Below are 16,552 nucleotides of genomic sequence, written 5' to 3'. Positions count from 1 at the left end.
GCGGTCCACGGCATTCGACTGGATGCCGGGACCTGTGCGCCGCGGGTCTCCCGCATTCCCGAAAGGCACAGCCCGAGGATAGGCAATGCGCCGACGCTCTTCCCTGCCCGTGACGTTTCTCGTTCCGACGCTCGCCATTCTCCTGGTGCTGTCGATGGTGCCGACGCTCTACGCCATCGTCATCGCCCTGCAGAACCGCGAACTAAGCTCGTCGGACTATTCCTGGGTCTGGCTGTCGAACTTCAACGATCTGTTCCTCGACCGGCGTTTCCTGAACGCCGTCTGGGTGTCGATTAAGTGGGAGGTCGTCACCGTCGTGGCGACGATGGTGGTGGCGATCGGGCTCGGCGTGCTGATGTTCGAAGTGGCGTCGCCGCGGCTGCGCAACATCTACTGCCTGCTGTTCATCATCCCGGTACTGTTGCCGCGCGTCTCGGCCGCCTTCGTGTGGAAGTTCGCCTACCATCCGCTCTACGGCATCGCCACCTACCCCTACCGGCTGATCACCGGTGGGCTGATCTTCGATCCGCTGTCCAAGCCGTCGACGGCTTTGTTTGCCGTCGCCTCGGTCGATGTCTGGCAGTGGGGGCTGTTCTTCGCCGTCATTGTGCTGAAGCTCCTGGAGACCTTGCCGCCGCAGCCGATCGAGGCGGCGCGGCTCGACCATGCCAAACGCTGGCAGATCCATGCCTATGTGACCTTGCCGATGCTGAAGGCGCCGCTGATCAGCCTGATGTTCGTCAAGATGATCGAATCGCTGCGCTCCTTCGACCTGATCTATGTGATGACGCGGGGCGGGCCGGGCGTGGCGACCGAGACGCTCGACATGTACGCCTTCTCGCAAGGCTTTATCGAGTCCGGCAAGGTGTCCTACGCCTCGGCCATGGCTGTGCTGATGATGATCGCCACCGTCATCACCTTCACCATGCTGTGGAAGCGGGTGCAGGCATGAGAACGGGCCGCCTCATCGGCAAGACCATCCTGGCATTTGCCGGCTTCATGGCAGTGTTTCCGCTCGCCTGGACCGCGCTCAATTCGCTGAAGAACAATGTCGACATCATCACCCGCGTGCCGCGCCTGGTGTTTTCGCCGACGTTCGACAACATCAGCTACATCATCGGCCGCGACAGCGTCATGACCGGGCTCTACAACTCGGTCATCGCTTGCGGCTGTGCGGTGCTGATCGGCGTCGTGCTCGGCCTGCCGGCAGCCTATGCGGTGGCGCGCTACCCCAACCGTTGGGCCGGCGACATCCAGTTCTTCGTTTTGTCGCTGCGCTTCCTGCCGCCGGTGGCGGTCGCCATTCCGCTGATGGTGATCTGGCTGCAGATCGGTCTTTACGACACGTTGCCGGCGCTGATCGTCACCTATTCGCTGCTCACCATTTCGGTGATCATGTGGCTCGCCATTCCCGCTTTCCAGGCGGTTCCGAAGGAGATCGAGGAAGCCGCCTTCGTCGACGGCTATGGCGCCTATTCGGTGTTCTGGCGGATCGCGCTGCCGGTTGCGGCGCGCTCGCTGATCGGCGCCGTCGCCTTCAGCTTCGTGCTGGTCTGGAACGAATTCCTGATCGCGCTGATGCTGTCGAGCTCCAACGCCAAGACCTTGCCGATCGTCGCGTCTGAACTCTCCCAGCAAGGCATGAATGTGCCGTGGGGAATCCTCAATGCCTCGGTCGTGCTGTTGTCGCTGCCGCCGCTACTCTTCCTCGGCGTGCTCAGCGGCTTCCTGAATTCCGTTTTCCGGCAAAAAAAGACTTGATGCGAGGACTTCCCGATGCGGGCACTGGTGCTTGAGAAAAAAGGCGAACTGTCGCTGCGCGAGATCGCGCTGCCGCTCGACGTCGGTCCGGACGACGTCAAAATCGCCATCCACACGGTCGGCGTCTGCGGCAGCGACGTGCACTATTACACGCACGGCGCCATCGGCAGCTATGTCGTGCGGGCGCCGATGGTCCTCGGCCATGAGGCCGCGGGGACGGTCGTCGAGGTCGGCACCAATGTCGAGACGTTCAAGGTCGGCGACCGTGTCTGCATGGAGCCGGGCGTGCCGAACCTGTCGTCGCGCGCGACAAGGCTCGGCATCTACAATGTCGATCCTGACGTCACCTTCTGGGCGACGCCGCCGGTGCATGGCGTGCTTGCGCCCTATGCGGTACACCCGGCCGCCTTCACCTACAGACTGCCGGACAATGTCTCCTTTGCCGAAGGCGCGATGGTGGAACCCTTCGCCATCGGCATGCAGGCGGCCAGCCGCGCCCGCATCGTGCCTGGCGATGTCGCCGTTGTCGTCGGCTGCGGGCCGATCGGCATCATGATCGCGCTTGCCGCCCTTGCCGGCGGCTGCTCGAAAGTGCTGATCTCGGATTTTTCCGCGCCCAAGCTCGAGATCGCCGCGCAATATGCCGGCATCGTCCCGGTCAATATCGGCGAGCAATCGCTGGTCGACGCCGTCGCTGCGGCGACCGACAATTGGGGCGCGGACATCGTGTTCGAGGCGAGCGGCAGCCCGAAGGCTTTCGCCAACCTGTTCGATGTCGTGCGGCCGGGCGGCGCGGTGGTGCTGGTCGGGCTGCCGGTCGAGCCGGTCAGCCTCAACGTTCCGGCGGCGATCTCCAAGGAAGTGCGCATCGAGACGGTGTTCCGCTACGCCAACATCTTCGACCGCGCGCTGCAGCTGATCGCCTCGGGGAAGGTCGACCTCAAGCCGCTGATCACCGGCACCTATGATTTCTCGGACAGCATCGCGGCATTCGAACGGGCGGCCCAGGGCAACCCGCAAGACGTCAAGCTGCAAATCCTGCTCACCGATGAGAAGGCCTGATCATGTCCGCGATCATTTGTTCCCATGTCGACAAGGCTTACGGCGCCACCAACGTCATCCGCGATCTCAACCTCTCGATCGAGGAGCACGAATTCGTCGTGTTCCTCGGCCCGTCCGGCTGCGGCAAGTCGACCTTGTTGAGGATGCTGGCCGGGCTGGAGGATATCAGCGGCGGCGAGGTGTCGATCGGCGGCAAGGTGGTCAACGATCTCGAGCCAGGTGACCGTGGCATCGCCATGGTGTTCCAGAACTATGCGCTCTACCCGCATATGACGATCTTCGACAACATCGCCTTTGGCCTCAAGCGGCAGAAGGTGCCCGCGGCCGAGATCCAGAAGCGGGTCGAGGCGGTGGCCAGGACGCTGGGCCTCGAACCCTACCTCGCCCGCAAGCCGACCGCGCTGTCCGGCGGCCAGCAGCAGCGTGTGGCGATTGCGCGCGCCATGATCAAGACGCCGAAAGTGTTCCTGTTCGACGAACCGCTGTCCAATCTCGATGCCAAACTGCGCAACCATATGCGGGTCGAGATTGCCCGCCTGCACCAGTCGCTGAAGACCACCACTGTCTATGTGACCCACGATCAGCTCGAAGCGATGACGCTGGCCGACCGCATCGTGCTGCTCAAGGATGGCGTCATCGAACAGATCGGCTCGCCGGCCGAGATCTACCGCCAGCCGGCCAATCTGTTTGTGGCCGGCTTCATCGGCACGCCGAACATGAATTTCGTCGACGTGACCGTCGAACGGGAGGACGACCGCTGGGCGCTGACAGGTGCAGGGGCAACATTCTCCATCGAAGGCTCGGGCTTCGATCTGTGCGGCGTCAATCGCGCGGTGCTTGGGGTTCGACCTCCGGACCTGAAGATCGGCGGCGTGGGGAGCATCAACCTTCTGCAAGGCGCGGCCGATCTCATCGAATTCCACGGCAATGACGCGCTGGTGACCTTCGCCTGCGGCGGCAAGGAAGTAGGCGCGCTGGTGCCGGCCCGCGAATGCCCGGCGTTGCGCGCGCCTGTGCGCTATACGTTCGAGGAGGAAAGCGTCCACCTGTTCGACGCGACATCCGGCGCGTCCTTGCGCAGACGAGAGAAGGCCTAGCTGATTGCGTCGAGCGCCTGCCGCTGGCGGTGCATTTCAAGGAAAATCTTGTAGTCGCGGTCGAAGCGGCCTGACGCGGCCGGGTTCGAGGCGCGCGTCCGGCCGCCTTGCTGCATGGCGATGCAGGCGGCGTTGAGGTCCAGGAACAGTCCGGCGGCGGTGGCGGCGACCATGCCGGTGCCGAGCAGCACCGCTTCATCGGCCAGTGGCTCGATCACCGCGCAGCCGGTGGCGTCGGCATAGAGCTCCATCAGCAACGGGTTCTTGGTGTGGCCGCCGGTGACATGCAGCGTGTCGATGAGGTAGCCGTTCTCGTTCAGCGCCTCCAGCACATGGCGGACGCCGAGCGCGATACCGACGGCGGTGCGCCAATAGAGTTTGCACAGGCTGTCGAAGGAGGAATCCAGCGTCAGCCCGCTGACCACGCCGACCGCGTGCGGGTCGGCCAGCGGCGAGCGGTTGCCGTGGAAATCCGGCAGCACGTGCAGCCTGGCGGCGAGCTGGTCGCCCTCGGTGGCACGCAGTTCGGCGACGCGCCTTGCGATCTTCGCATGCATGGCCGCATCCGGCTCGCCGCCGGCGCCATGCCAGCGGATGATGTGGTCGAGCAGCGCGCCGGTGGCCGACTGGCCACCTTCCGACAGCCAGAGTTTTGGAAGTGCCGCGCCATAGTATGGACCCCAGACCCCGGCAAAGGGTTGCGGGTCGGGCGACATCGCCATGACGCAGGACGATGTGCCGGCGATCAGCGCCAGATGGCGGCCGATATCCTGCTCGTCGCCGGCAAAGCCGCCGAGCACGCCAAGCGCGCCGGCATAGGCGTCGATGACGCCGGCCCCGACCCGGCAGTTTTCCGTCAAACCAAGCTCGGCGGCCGCTTCCGGCGTGAGCGTCCCGATATCGGCGCCGACGGCACTCGCCTTCTCCGGCAGGTTGCCGTGCTCGAAAAGGTCGCTGAGCCCGACGGTCTCGAAGAAGTCGCGCCGCCAGCCGGTGTCTTCATGTGCCAGATAGGTCCATTTGGCGGTCAGTGTGCATTGCGAACGCGCCAGCGATCCTGTCGCCTTCCAGGTCAGGAAGTCGGTGAGGTCGAATAGATAGCCGGCTTCATGCCATGTTCCGGGCAGATTGCGCTTCAGCCACATCAGCTTCGGCGTCGCCATTTCCGGCGACATGACGCCGCCGATATAATCGAGCACGGCGTGGCCGCTTGCGGTGCACTCGTCGGCTTCGGCGATGGCGCGATGGTCGAGCCAGACGATGGTGTCCCAGCGCCGTTCGCCGGTCACCGAGACGCTGAGCTGGCCGCCATCCCTGTTCAGCACCACCAGCGAGCAGGTGGCGTCGAACGAGATGCCGACAATATCTTGTGCCTCGACACCAGCCTTTTCGCGCGCGGCGCGCACGGCAATGCACACTGCCGACCAGATATCCTGCGAATTGTGCTCGGCGTGATCGGCCTTCGGCTGGTTCATGACGATCGGATGCTCGGCGCGGCCGAGCAAGGTGCCGGTGGTGTCGAGAATGCCCGCGCGGGCGCTCCCGGTGCCGACATCGACCGCGCAAACGAAGCTTTTCGTCAAGATGCTTTTACTCTCGCTCCCAGGCCTGCAATCAGATCGGGCAATTGCAGCATGTCAGCGAATATAAAGTCCGGCTCACTCGACGCAAGCCGCGCTTTCAGTGCCGGGTTGCCGGCGTGCGAACCGCCGGTGAAAGCAAAGACGCGCATGCCGGCCGCGCGGGCCGCCGCAATGCCGGCCGGGCTGTCCTCGACGACGATGCAATTGCGCGGATGGGCCCGCATCGAGGCGGCGGCATGCAGAAAAAGGTCCGGCGCCGGCTTGCCGCGCGCGACCATGGCGGCGCTGAACAAATGCGGCTCGAGCAGGTCGAGCAGACCGGTGACGTCCAGCGCATAGCGGATGCGGTCCAGCGTGCCGGAAGAGGCGACGCAGCAAGGTACGCCCAGCTTCGGCAGGACCTCCCTGATGCCGGGGATCGGCTTCAGCTCCTCGCGGAATTTGCGCATCAATTCGACGCGCATTTCGGTCAGATGGCCGTCGGTGATGTCGATGGCGAAGTCGCGGCCGAGGATTTCCCGCACGCTCTTCATGCTCTTGCCGAGAAAATGCTCGTAGGCGGTATCCTCGCTGACCGAGCCGCCGGCCGCGGAGATCATGCCGAGCAGGGCCGAGACGGAGAGCGCCTCGCTGTCGACCAGCACGCCGTCACAGTCGAAGATGACCAGTTCGGGCGTCATTGCGGCTCGCGTCAGAGCTTGCCGGCGATGTAGCGCGTCAGCGTCGCGCGCGCACCATTCGCCCACAACACGTTGAGCGCATGGGCAAAGGCCTCGGCGAACGGTGCCGAGCGGCCGACATCGCCGTAGATGTCCTCCATCGCAAGCCAGGCGCCGGGCTTGTCCTTCGCCGCCTTGGCGGTGGCCTGCAGCCGATCCCAGCTCGGGTCGTTGGCTTCGATGACGGCGCCGCTGTCGGTCGTGCCGAAACAGTAGCGGCACCACAGCGCCGACTCGAGCGCGAGACCTGCAACGCTCTTTCCGGCTTTCAGCCGGTCGGCGATAGTCGGGATGATGAATTTCGGCTGCCGGTTGGAGCCGTCGAGGCAAAGCCGGCGTATGGTGTCGCCGATCTTGGGGTTGGAGAAGCGGTGCTCGATGAGCTGATAGTAGTCTTCCAGCACGGTGTCCGGCACCGGCGGCACGGTCGGGATGATCTCGTCATGTTCGAGCTTGGCGAGGAAGCCGCGCACCAGCGGCTCCTGCATCGCCTCATGGACGAAATGGATGTCCATCAGCCCGGCCGGATAGGCGATTGTGGCATGGCCGCCATTGAGGATGCGGATCTTCATCAACTCATAGGGGGCGACATCCCTCACGAACTGGACGCCGACCTTTTCCAGCGGCGGGCGGCCGTCGGTGAAATGATCCTCCAGCACCCATTGCTTGAACGGTTCGCAGAATACCGGCCAGTTGTCCTCGAGGTCGAATTCGGTGGCCAGAATGCCGCGCTCGCGATCTGAGGTGGCCGGCGTGATGCGGTCGACCATGCCATTCGGAAAGGCGACATTGTCGCTCACCCAATTCGCCAGATCCTCGTCGATCAGCCGGGCCAGCCCAATGACACCGTCGGAGGTGACATGGCCGTTGTGGGGGATGTTGTCACAAGACATGACGGTGAATGGCACGATGCCATCGGCGCGGCGGCGCATCAGCCCGGCGAGAATGAGGCCGAACACTGTCTTCGGCATCGTGCCTGCCTGCGCATCGGCGACGATATCGGGATGGGTCGGGTTGAACTTGCCGGAGGCCGGATCGATGAAGTAGCCGCCTTCGGTGATGGTCAGCGACACGATCTTGATCGCCGGATCGGCAAGCTGGTCGATGATGGCATCGGCATCGCCGGGCGTCAGGAAGTCGATCATGACGCCGGTGACGCGGGCGCTCATATGGTCGGAATCCTGCTCGACCACGGTGGTCAGCCAGTCCTGCTCCTGCAGCTTGGTGCGGCCGATTTTTTCGCCCTCGAAGACACCGGCGCCGACCAGTGCCCAGTCATGGCCAATGCCCGCATTGAATAGGTCGTCGAGGTAGACGGCCTGGTGCGAGCGGTGGAAATTGCCGACGCCGAAATGGACGATACCAGGCTTGAGCTTTGCGCGGTCGTATTTCGGACCGGCGACCTTGGCGGGGAGCTTGGCGAGGATGGAGGAAGAGAGTTTCACGGTCATCTGCTTTACCCTTTTGCCGGTGCTTACCCGTTGCCGGCCTGACAATTCCGCCCTCAACCCTTCAGGCGGGAGTGCGTGGGCGGCACGTGCCCTTTGGCATTCATGCCGCCCCGCCCCGCGACGCCGTTCTCCCCCGGAGGAAAGGGATAGGGGCGCCTCCCCCCTCAACTCATCCGTATCAACTCATCCATTGGCCGCCATCGACATTGTAGGTCTGGGCGACGATGTATTCGGCATCGTCGCTGGCCAGGAACACGGCCATGCCGGTCAGGTCTTCGGCCTTGCCCATGCGGCCGTAAGGCACGCTTTCGCCGACCAGTCGCTTCTTCTCGCCCTTCGGCCGGTTCTCGTATTTGGCGAACAGCGCATCGACCTCATCCCACATATCGCTGTCGACGACGCCCGGCGCGATGCCATTGACGTTGATGCGGTGCTTGATCAGGTCGAGCCCAGCCGATTGGGTGAGCGAAATGACCGCAGCCTTGGTGGCGCAGTAGACGGCGACCAGCGGCTCGCCGCGCCGTCCGGCCTGGCTCGCGATGTTGATGATCCTGCCGCCCTTGCCCCTTGCGATCATCGAACGTGCCGCTGCCTGAAGCATGAACAAAGTGCCGGCGACGTTGACCGAAAACAATTTGTCGTAGCTCGCCTTGCTGATCTCGACGATCGGCGCCAGGTCGAACAAAGCGGCGTTGTTGATCAGTATGTCCAGCCCACCGGTCTTTTTCTCGACAGCACCCACCGCGGATTCAATCGAGGCAAGATTGGTGACGTCCAGCTTCACGGCATAGGCGCCGCCGCCAATCTGTGAGGCCGTCTTTTCCGCGGCCTCCAGATTGATGTCGCCGATCGCGACCACAGCACCCTCGCGCGTATAGGCTTCGGCAAAAGCCCTGCCGATGCCGCGCGCGGAGCCGGTGATCAGCGCCGATTTGCCTTTCAGCCTCACTGCGTCAGCGCCTTTCCGTCGGGGCCGAAGCGATGCATCCGGACCTTGTCGGGCGTGAGGTAAATGGTGTCGCCGTGACGAACAGGCATTTCGCCATCGGCGCGCACGGTCAGCGACCCGACGCCGTCAGCCTGGACGTGCAGGAAAGTGTCGGATCCCAGATGTTCGGCAACGCCGACAAGGGCTTTCCAGTCGCCCGCCGTGGTCGAGATGTTCATGTGCTCGGGACGGATGCCGATGGTCTTGGCGTTGTATTTGGCGGCCGGCGCGCCTTCGATCAGGTTCATCTTCGGCGAACCGATGAAGCCGGCCACGAACAGGTTCTTCGGCGACTTGTAGAGCTCCATCGGCGAGCCGACCTGTTCGATGTTGCCGGCGTTGAGCACGACGATCTTGTCGGCCATGGTCATGGCTTCGATCTGGTCATGGGTGACGTAGACCATCGTCGTCTTGAGCTGATGGTGCAGCTCGCTGATCTCCAGCCGCATGGTGCCGCGCAGTGCGGCATCAAGGTTGGACAGCGGTTCGTCGAACAGGAACGCCGAGGGCTGGCGCACGATGGCGCGGCCGATGGCGACACGCTGGCGCTGGCCGCCGGAGAGCTGCCCGGGCCGGCGCTCGAGATAGTTGGTGAGGTTCAGCACGCGCGCCGCGTCCTTCACCTTCTTGTCGATCGTCGCCACATCCTCGCCGGCCATCTTCAAGGGGAAGCCGATGTTCTTGGCCACCGTCATATGCGGGTAGAGCGCATAGGACTGGAACACCATGGCCAGCTTGCGCTTGGCCGGCGCCTCGCCGGTGACGTCGCGGCCATCGATGTTGATGGTGCCGCCGCTAGTGTCCTCGAGACCGGCGATAAGGCGCAGCAGCGTGGACTTGCCGCAACCCGACGGGCCTACGAAGACGACGAACTCGCCATTCTCGATGACCAGGTCGAGACCCGGAATGATGACCGTCGATCCGAAATGCTTGGAGACGTTCTTGAGCGTGATGTTTCCCATGGTTTTCCTCCCCGAGGGGTTATGTCTGCCGGTTGCTTCAGGCAATTTCGGTTACTTCACGGCTCCGAATGTCAGACCGCGCACAAGTTGCTTCTGGCTGAACCAGCCCATGATCAGGATGGGGGCGATCGCCAGCGTCGAGGCCGCCGAAAGCTTGGCCCAGAACAGGCCTTGCGGGCTTGAGAACGAACTGATGAAGGCCGTCAGCGGCGCCGCCTCGGTGGTGGTCAGACGGATGGTCCAGAACGCTTCGTTCCATGCCAGGATGATGTTGAGCAGCATGGTCGAAGCAATGCCCGGCACCGCCATCGGGGTCAGCACATAGACGATCTCGCCCCACAGCGTGGCGCCGTCCATTCGCGCTGCTTCGAGGATTTCGCCGGGGATTTCGCGGAAGTAGGTATAGAGCATCCAGATCACGATCGGCAGGTTGATCAGCATCAGCATGACCATCAGGCCGATGCGGCTGTCGAGCAGGCCGGTGTCGCGGAAGATCAGGTAGATCGGGAACAGCACCGCCACCGCCGGCATCATCTTAGTCGAGAGCATCCACATCAGGATGTCCTTGGTCCATTTGCCCGGCGAGAAAGCCATCGACCAGGCGGCCGGAACCGCAACGATCAGGGCCAGGATGGTCGAGCCGACCGAGAGCAGCACCGAGTTGAAGAAGAACTTGAAGTAGCCGCTCTGCGCCTGAACCTCGGTATAGCTCTCGAACGTCCCCGACGGGATCAGAGCGAAGCCCTGGATCGCCTCCTGCTCCGACTTGAACGAGGTGATGATCGTATAGAGGATCGGGAAGAAGATCAGCAGCGCGACGATCCAGGCGGCGCCTGTCGCAATGACCTTGTGTTGGGTGGTGACTGCACGTGCCATCGTATCCTCCCTTACTTGTCCAGGTTCTTGCCGACTGCGCGCATGGCGAAGAAGGCGACGATGTTGGCGAGAATGACGGCGATGACACCGCCAGCGGATGCCTGGCCGATTTTGAACTCCAGCAATGCCTTCTGGTAGACGAGGAAGGGCAGGTTGGTGGAGGCGTAGCCGGGGCCGCCATTGGTGGTGACCAGGATCTCGGCATAGACCGACAGCAGGAAGATGGTCTGGATCAGGATAACGACGGTGATGGCGCGCGACATGTGCGGCAGCGTCAGATAGATGAACCGGCTGACGAAGCCGGCGCCGTCCATCTCGGCGGCTTCCTTCTGCTCACCGTCGAGCGACTGCAGCGCGGTCAAAAGGATCAGGGTGGCGAAGGGTAGCCATTGCCAGGCGACGATGATGATGATCGCCATCATCGGATGCTGCCCGAACCAGTCGATCGGTTGAGCCCCGAAGAAGCGCGCAATGTCGGCAAAGACGCCGTATTGCGGGTGCATGATCATGTTCTTCCAGACAAGTGCCGCCACCGGCGGCATGACGAAGAACGGTGAGATGACGAGGATGCGCACGATCCCCTGTCCCCACATCGGCTGATCGATCAAAAGCGCCAGCATAATGCCGCCGATGACGGTGATCAGCAGCACGCTGCCCACCAGGACAAGCGTATTGAGGATCGACTGCAGGAATGCCGGGTTGGAATAGAACAACGCGTAGTTGGAGAAGCCGACGAACCCGTCGCGGACCGGATTGAGCGGATTGTACTGCTGGAAGGAGAACCACAGGGTGATGACCAGCGGCACGATCATCCAGACGAACAGCAGCACCACGGATGGCGCCATCATGAAACGGGCAAGCGAACGGGTCTGCTGAGTAGCCATGACGGTCACCCTTCAAGGTCAGCCAAATTTTCAAGTGTGTGAAAGGGGCCGCCCGAACTGGGATTCGGGCGGCCGTTGCCGGCCAGGAGGGCGGCCGGCAGTCGGCACCGGGAGGAGCCTTACTTGATATAACCGCCTTCGGTCATTGCCGCGGTGGCAGCGTCCTGGGCCTGCTTGAGGGCATCGTCGACGCTCGACTGGCCGGCGAGTGCGGCCGAGAAGAGCTGGCCGACCGTGGTGCCAAGGCCCTGGAACTCAGGGATGGCGACGAACTGGACGCCGACATAGGGCACCGGCTTGACGGTCGGATGCGTCGGGTCGGCAGCGTTGATGGAGTCCAGCGTCATCTTGGCGAACGGAGCCGCCTTCTGATACTCGGCATTGGCGTAGAGCGAGGAGCGCGTGCCCGGAGGAACGTTGGCCCAGCCTTCCTTCGCCGCAACGAGCTCGGCATAGTGCTTAGAGGTCGCCCAGGAGACGAACTTCTCGGCAGCATCAGCCTTCTGCGTGCCAGCGGGAATGGCCAGCGACCAGGCCCACAGCCAATTGCCGCGCTTGCCCAGACCATTGTCGGGAGCCAGTGCGTAGCCAACCTTGTCGGCGACGGTCGAGTTCTTCGGGTCGGAGACGAAGGAGGCAGCGACAGTGGCGTCGATCCACATGCCGCACTTGCCCTGCTGGAACAGCGCGAGGTTTTCGTTGAAGCCGTTGGAGGAGGCGCCCTCCGGACCGTCGGCCTTCATCAGGTCGACATAGAACTGCAGCGTGCTCTTCCATTCCGGCTGATCGAACTGCGGCTTCCAGTTCTCGTCGAACCAGCGGGCGCCGAAGGAGTTCGACATGGCGGTCAGGAAGGCCATGTTCTCGCCCCAGCCGGCCTTGCCGCGCAGGCAGACGCCGTTCACGCCATTGGCGCGGTCGGTCATCTTGTCGGCGGCCTGCCTGATGAAGTCCCAGGTCGGGGCGTCGGGCATGGTCAGCCCTGCCTTCTCCATCAGGTCCTTGCGGTACATGACGAAGGAGCTTTCGCCGTAGAAGGGCGCTGCATAGAGCTTGCCGTCGACCGACAGGCCGCCGGCGATGGCCGGGATGATGTCCTTGGCGTCATAATCGTCGCCGAGCTTGTCGAGCGGCAGCAGCCAGCTCTGCTTGGCCCAGATCGGAACCTCATAGGTGCCGATGGTCATCACGTCATACTGGCCACCCTTGGTGGCGATGTCGGTGGTGACGCGCTCGCGCAGCACGTTCTCTTCGAGCGTGACCCAGTTGAGCGTGATGTCGGGGTTAGCCTTGGTGAAGTCGTCCGTCAGCTTCTGCATGCGGACCATATCGCCATTGTTGACAGTGGCGATGGTGATGGATTCGGCATGCGCGGCGAAAGCGAGAGCGCTGGCCGACAACAAGCCCAGAGTGAGCGTGCGAAGTTTCATCAATTCCTCCCATGAACCAAGATGAGCATTTGCCTTGGTACTGAGCAATTACTCACTAGGTGTTAATTATGTCAAGCCGGATTCGATGCTGCAGCGCAGCACGGGAGAGCGTGCCCGGGGTCGGGCGGAGAGAGAATATTGGATGGATTAGAGGGGTAGCCCGTCGGGGCGCGAACATCAGGGCGGCTTGATGCCAGCCATCGCAGCCCCATCGATCATGGAGCTAGGGCCAAGCCTCAGCCGTGGGCCGGGTAGCTTCCGACACAATATTCGAAAACCCTGCCATCGCGGGTTTTCTTGGCTCGGGTCAGCGTTTCCGTCACCCGGATCCTGTTGGATTCGTCCTTGTGCAGCCTAACTTCGCGGCCGATCGCCTTTATGGCAGCTTGAAACGGCGTGAATGCTTCGATCGCGTGCGTCACACGCACGGTGTTGTTTTCGATTTCTTCGACGCGATAGACTTTCATCAGCCCGCTGATCGGTCCTGTTTTCAACTTGTACGGGATTGATCCCGTTCAATTGGGCGGCCACAAGCACGAGCCCAAGCCAGACAAGCGATATCGACAGTGTTTTTCTCAGGCTTGGTTAACCGGGCTGCCCGATAGCCTGCTTGTCCCCGAAAAGCGAAGCTTTCGTGGATCTGTGACTCGACCTTGCAGAGTTCACTCCCGGAATCATTCCGCGAATCGCTCGGGCCTTAAGCGCAGGCGATCTCGGCCAGAATCCAGTCGCGGAAGGCCTTTATCTTCGGCACGTTGCGGCGCGCCGTCGGATAGACCAGCCAATAGGCATGGCCGTCGTCGCCGACCAGGTCGAAGGGCTGTATGAGGCGGCCGGCGGCGAGCTCATTCTTGAACAGCGCCGTGGTCAGGATCGCCACGCCATGGCCGGCGATTGCCGCATTCGCCTCATAGGCCTGCGCGCCCATGCTGGTGCCGGTGCGGTTGGCAAGTTCATCCGCCGGCACACCGGCAAGGGCGAACCATTCCCGCCACCAGATGTCAGTGGGATCGAGAATAGGCAGTTTGAACAGATCGGCCGGCTCGTGGACGCCACCGATAGTGGCCGCGAGTGCCGGGCTGAGCACCGGCGTGAAATCGGCCTTGAACAAAAGATGAGTTTCCACTCCAGGCCATTTGCCGCTGCCGGAGCGGATGGCGATGTCCATGTCCTCGCGGGCGAAATCGATGACCCTGTTCGACGTATCGACGCGCACCGCCAGCGACGGATGCGAGAGCTGGAAGGAGCCGAGATGCTGCGCCAGCCAGTTCGAGGCGAAGGTCAGCAGCGTCGACACGCAAAGCACGCCATCGGCGCCCCCACGCGCGGCGGAGTAGGCGCTGCTGAGCAGGCTGAACGCCTCGCTGACGGCGGGCGCCAGTCGCTGCCCGGGTTCGGTCAGCACGATCTGGCGCGGCTGGCGCAGGAACAGCGGCGAACCGATGCGCTCCTCCAGGAGCTTGATCTGGTAGCTGGCGGCGGCCTGGGTCATGCCCAGCTCCTCCGCAGCCTTGGTGAAGGAGAGATGCCGCGCGACGGCTTCGAACACCCTGATAGCCTGCAGCGGCGGCAGTTGGGCGAGCTGTGGTGCCTTGAGTTCGGGCATAAGCCCTCCTTATGGGTCATGATCGACGTTTGATTGGAAGCAGGAGCCAATCAGACCGATATTTGGTGTCGACGATCAATCCAGTTCAAGCATAGCGGAGGCTGAAGATCATGACCACGGTACAGCAAAAGCTCCATTCGAGCCCGGCACAGAGCTGGTTTTCCGTGCTGACGCACGAATTTTCCCAGCTTTTGAGCCGTCGGCGCGGTTATGTCGACGTCAGGGACCTGTCGCCACACCTGCAGCGCGACATGGGTTTCCTCGATGGCAACGACGTTTGCGGGCGGCATAAATAGCCGTGCCGATTTTATCGCTAGCTCAGGCGTCGAGCAGGGCCGTGGCGGTTCGCTCGTCGGTGATGAGGCCATTGACCAGCCGCCGGTTCACCGCAGCCAGAATGCCCGGCAATTTGCGCTCGCCCATGGCGAGCGCAATGACCAGCGACTTTTCGCGTGACGGCAAAGCGGCCGACGACACCCGGTCGTTGGTGATGCCCTCGATCATGCGGCCTTCCCGGTCGAACACCCAGCCGACGATCTCGGCAACGCCGCCGGCCTTTTGCAGCGCCTTCAATTCACTTTCCGAGATGAAGCCGTCCTCGTAGAGCGGCGCCTTCGGACCGAGATCGCCGATGCCGACAAAGGTGACGTCGGCTTCCGCCGCCAGCGCCAGCGTCGGCTGGATCATCGGCTGGGCAAGCAGCATTTCGCGCTCTTCCGGCGACGAGGCGATGACCGGCAGCGGCATCGGGAACGAGCGCGCCTTGACCCTGTCGGCCATGGTGAAGATGACGTTGTAGAAGGCGGCCGAACCGTCGGGCGAGATGTTGCCGGTCAAGGACACCACCTTGTGCTGCGAGCATTCCATTGGCGGCAACTGCTCGATCGCCGCCTTCAGCGTGCGGCCGGTGCCGATGGCCATGACGATCGGCGTCGGCGATCTGAGCCGCCGCTCGATCTCGGCCGCCGCCGCCTCGGCAATGCCGATCGTGGTCGAGGACGAGGTCGGGTCGCTCGGCACCACTTCGACCAGATCGAGCGCGAAGCGCGACCTCAGCCGCGCGGCAAGATCGAGGCAATTGGCGATCGGGTGATCGACGCGCACCTTGATCAGCCCTTCCGACACCGCGAGCGATACCAGCCGCTGCGCCGTCTGCCGGGAAATGCCGAGCGTGGTGGCGATCTGGTCCTGCGTATTGCCGGCAACATAATAAAGCCAGCCGGCGCGCGCCGCCTCGTCCAGCCTGTTGCTGCCGCCGTCCTGCCGCGAATTCAAAGTCTGCCTCCAGCCCTGCCCCTTTGGCCCGCCCCTTGGGCGAAGCGTCATAGTCTTGCAGGGAATGCGCCGGCGCGCAATTGTCTATGCGAAGGGCAATTGCTTGCTGCGTCGGTATGACTGCAGCGAGGCAATCGCCCCAGCCAAAATCGCCGACGAACCGGTTCGGCGGTTTATCTCCCGGTACAAACGCTTTAAGGGGATCGGCAAAAGGAGCCTCGCATGACGCCGAAAGCGGTTTTCTGGGATATGGACGGCACGCTGGTCGACAGCGAGCCGCTCCATGAGGCCGCCCTGGTGGCGGCGCTGCGCAGCGTCGGCATCGCGCCGCCGGTCGACCTGCATGAGCGGGTGCTGGGCGTCGCCGCCGGACCGGTCTACGACATGCTGCGCAGCGACTTCGGCCTCGACCTGCCCTTCGACGACTGGATCGTGCGCAAATACGATCACTACATGCCGATGGCCGAGACGCTGAAGCCACGCCCCGGCGCAATCGAAGTGTTCAACGCATTGCGCGCGCTTGGCGTGCAGCAGGCGGTGGTGTCCAATTCCGACAGGGTGATCGTCGATGCCAATCTGAGCGCCGTCGGCCTGATCTATCCCGGCATGCGCACGATCAGCCGCAACGATGTGCGCGAGGGCAAGCCGCATCCCGAGCCCTTCCTGCGTGCCGCGTGGCTCGCCGGCGTCGATCCCTCAGATGCGGTGGCGGTCGACGACAGCGTCACCGGCGCCACATCCGGCCTGGCCGCAGGGATGCGGACGATCTTCTGGCCGGAAGCGCCGATGGAAGGACCGCCGGGCGCTGTTGTTATCAACAGCGCGGAAGAGTTGCGCAAAGAGCTCGGGCTCTAGAGA

General features: G+C 63.2%; 17 protein-coding genes. 6 read left to right on the top strand and 11 right to left on the bottom strand.

Going from position 1 to position 16,552, the window contains the following annotated elements; genetic code table 11:
* Positions 1–85: 85 nt before the first annotated feature.
* From AC1D1B_RS01970 to AC1D1B_RS01955, 4 genes are read left to right on the top strand one after another with little or no spacing between them, the layout of a single operon-like run.
* Complete coding sequence (locus AC1D1B_RS01970; RefSeq protein WP_477329028.1) at positions 86–952, top strand: carbohydrate ABC transporter permease; 867 nt, start codon at positions 86–88, stop codon at positions 950–952.
* Positions 949–1,761, top strand: coding sequence for a carbohydrate ABC transporter permease (locus AC1D1B_RS01965; protein WP_477329027.1), 813 nt, complete (start codon positions 949–951; stop codon positions 1,759–1,761). The genes AC1D1B_RS01970 and AC1D1B_RS01965 overlap by 4 nt, the downstream gene beginning before the upstream one ends.
* A 15-nt stretch (positions 1,762–1,776) precedes the next feature.
* Complete coding sequence (locus tag AC1D1B_RS01960) at positions 1,777–2,823, top strand: NAD(P)-dependent alcohol dehydrogenase (protein WP_477329026.1); 1,047 nt, start codon at positions 1,777–1,779, stop codon at positions 2,821–2,823.
* Between the two features lie 2 nt (positions 2,824–2,825).
* The gene (locus tag AC1D1B_RS01955) at positions 2,826–3,920 is read left to right on the top strand and encodes an ABC transporter ATP-binding protein (RefSeq protein ID WP_477329025.1); all 1,095 of its coding nucleotides are present in this window, start codon (positions 2,826–2,828) and stop codon (positions 3,918–3,920) included.
* On the opposite strand, the gene AC1D1B_RS01950 is transcribed toward AC1D1B_RS01955, so the two are convergent.
* The 10 genes from AC1D1B_RS01950 to gcvA all read right to left on the bottom strand — a co-directional run bounded on the left by AC1D1B_RS01950 (position 3,917) and on the right by gcvA (position 14,419).
* Positions 3,917–5,503, bottom strand: a complete 1,587-nt coding sequence (locus tag AC1D1B_RS01950; RefSeq protein ID WP_477329024.1) for an FGGY-family carbohydrate kinase — start codon at positions 5,501–5,503, stop codon at positions 3,917–3,919. The two genes, AC1D1B_RS01955 and AC1D1B_RS01950, sit on opposite strands and share 4 nt — an antisense overlap.
* The gene (locus tag AC1D1B_RS01945; protein WP_477329023.1) at positions 5,500–6,183 is read right to left on the bottom strand and encodes an HAD family hydrolase; all 684 of its coding nucleotides are present in this window, start codon (positions 6,181–6,183) and stop codon (positions 5,500–5,502) included. Before AC1D1B_RS01945 ends, AC1D1B_RS01950 begins: the two co-directional genes overlap by 4 nt.
* A gap of 11 nt (positions 6,184–6,194) precedes the next feature.
* Positions 6,195–7,673, bottom strand: a complete 1,479-nt coding sequence (locus AC1D1B_RS01940; RefSeq protein WP_477329022.1) for a mannitol dehydrogenase family protein — start codon at positions 7,671–7,673, stop codon at positions 6,195–6,197.
* 178 nt (positions 7,674–7,851) lie between these two features.
* Positions 7,852–8,622 carry an L-iditol 2-dehydrogenase gene (locus AC1D1B_RS01935; RefSeq protein ID WP_477329021.1) on the bottom strand — a complete coding sequence of 257 codons (771 nt, stop codon included), beginning with the start codon at positions 8,620–8,622 and terminating at the stop codon, positions 7,852–7,854.
* Complete coding sequence (locus AC1D1B_RS01930; RefSeq protein WP_477329020.1) at positions 8,619–9,623, bottom strand: ABC transporter ATP-binding protein; 1,005 nt, start codon at positions 9,621–9,623, stop codon at positions 8,619–8,621. Before AC1D1B_RS01930 ends, AC1D1B_RS01935 begins: the two co-directional genes overlap by 4 nt.
* Before the next feature lie 51 nt (positions 9,624–9,674).
* On the bottom strand, positions 9,675–10,499 hold the full coding sequence (locus AC1D1B_RS01925; protein ID WP_477329019.1) for a carbohydrate ABC transporter permease: 825 nt from the start codon (positions 10,497–10,499) through the stop codon (positions 9,675–9,677).
* An 11-nt stretch (positions 10,500–10,510) separates the two neighbouring features.
* The gene (locus tag AC1D1B_RS01920) at positions 10,511–11,383 is read right to left on the bottom strand and encodes a carbohydrate ABC transporter permease (protein ID WP_477259385.1); all 873 of its coding nucleotides are present in this window, start codon (positions 11,381–11,383) and stop codon (positions 10,511–10,513) included.
* A gap of 119 nt (positions 11,384–11,502) precedes the next feature.
* The gene (locus AC1D1B_RS01915) at positions 11,503–12,813 is read right to left on the bottom strand and encodes an ABC transporter substrate-binding protein (protein ID WP_477329018.1); all 1,311 of its coding nucleotides are present in this window, start codon (positions 12,811–12,813) and stop codon (positions 11,503–11,505) included.
* Positions 12,814–13,049: 236 nt separating this feature from the next.
* Positions 13,050–13,280 (bottom strand): hypothetical protein, encoded by a 231-nt coding sequence (locus AC1D1B_RS01910; RefSeq protein ID WP_477329017.1) that lies wholly within the window; start codon positions 13,278–13,280, stop codon positions 13,050–13,052.
* Positions 13,281–13,510: 230 nt separating this feature from the next.
* On the bottom strand, positions 13,511–14,419 hold the full coding sequence (gene gcvA / locus AC1D1B_RS01905; protein WP_477329016.1) for a transcriptional regulator GcvA: 909 nt from the start codon (positions 14,417–14,419) through the stop codon (positions 13,511–13,513).
* Positions 14,420–14,529: 110 nt separating this feature from the next.
* Here gcvA and AC1D1B_RS01900 point away from each other — a divergent pair, with 110 nt between their 5' ends.
* Entirely contained in the window at positions 14,530–14,715 is a 186-nt protein-coding gene (locus AC1D1B_RS01900; RefSeq protein ID WP_181056574.1) for a hypothetical protein, read from the top strand.
* A gap of 22 nt (positions 14,716–14,737) precedes the next feature.
* On the opposite strand, the gene AC1D1B_RS01895 is transcribed toward AC1D1B_RS01900, so the two are convergent.
* On the bottom strand, positions 14,738–15,694 hold the full coding sequence (locus AC1D1B_RS01895) for a sugar-binding transcriptional regulator (protein ID WP_477329015.1): 957 nt from the start codon (positions 15,692–15,694) through the stop codon (positions 14,738–14,740).
* 222 nt (positions 15,695–15,916) lie between these two features.
* On the opposite strand from AC1D1B_RS01895, the gene AC1D1B_RS01890 reads away from it, so the two are divergent.
* On the top strand, positions 15,917–16,549 hold the full coding sequence (locus AC1D1B_RS01890) for an HAD family hydrolase (RefSeq protein WP_477329014.1): 633 nt from the start codon (positions 15,917–15,919) through the stop codon (positions 16,547–16,549).
* The last annotated feature ends 3 nt before the right edge of the window (positions 16,550–16,552 follow it).

The sequence above is a fragment of the Mesorhizobium sp. P2_C5_2 genome, assembly GCF_056404535.1.
This window is presented reverse-complemented; position numbering and strand designations above follow the sequence as displayed.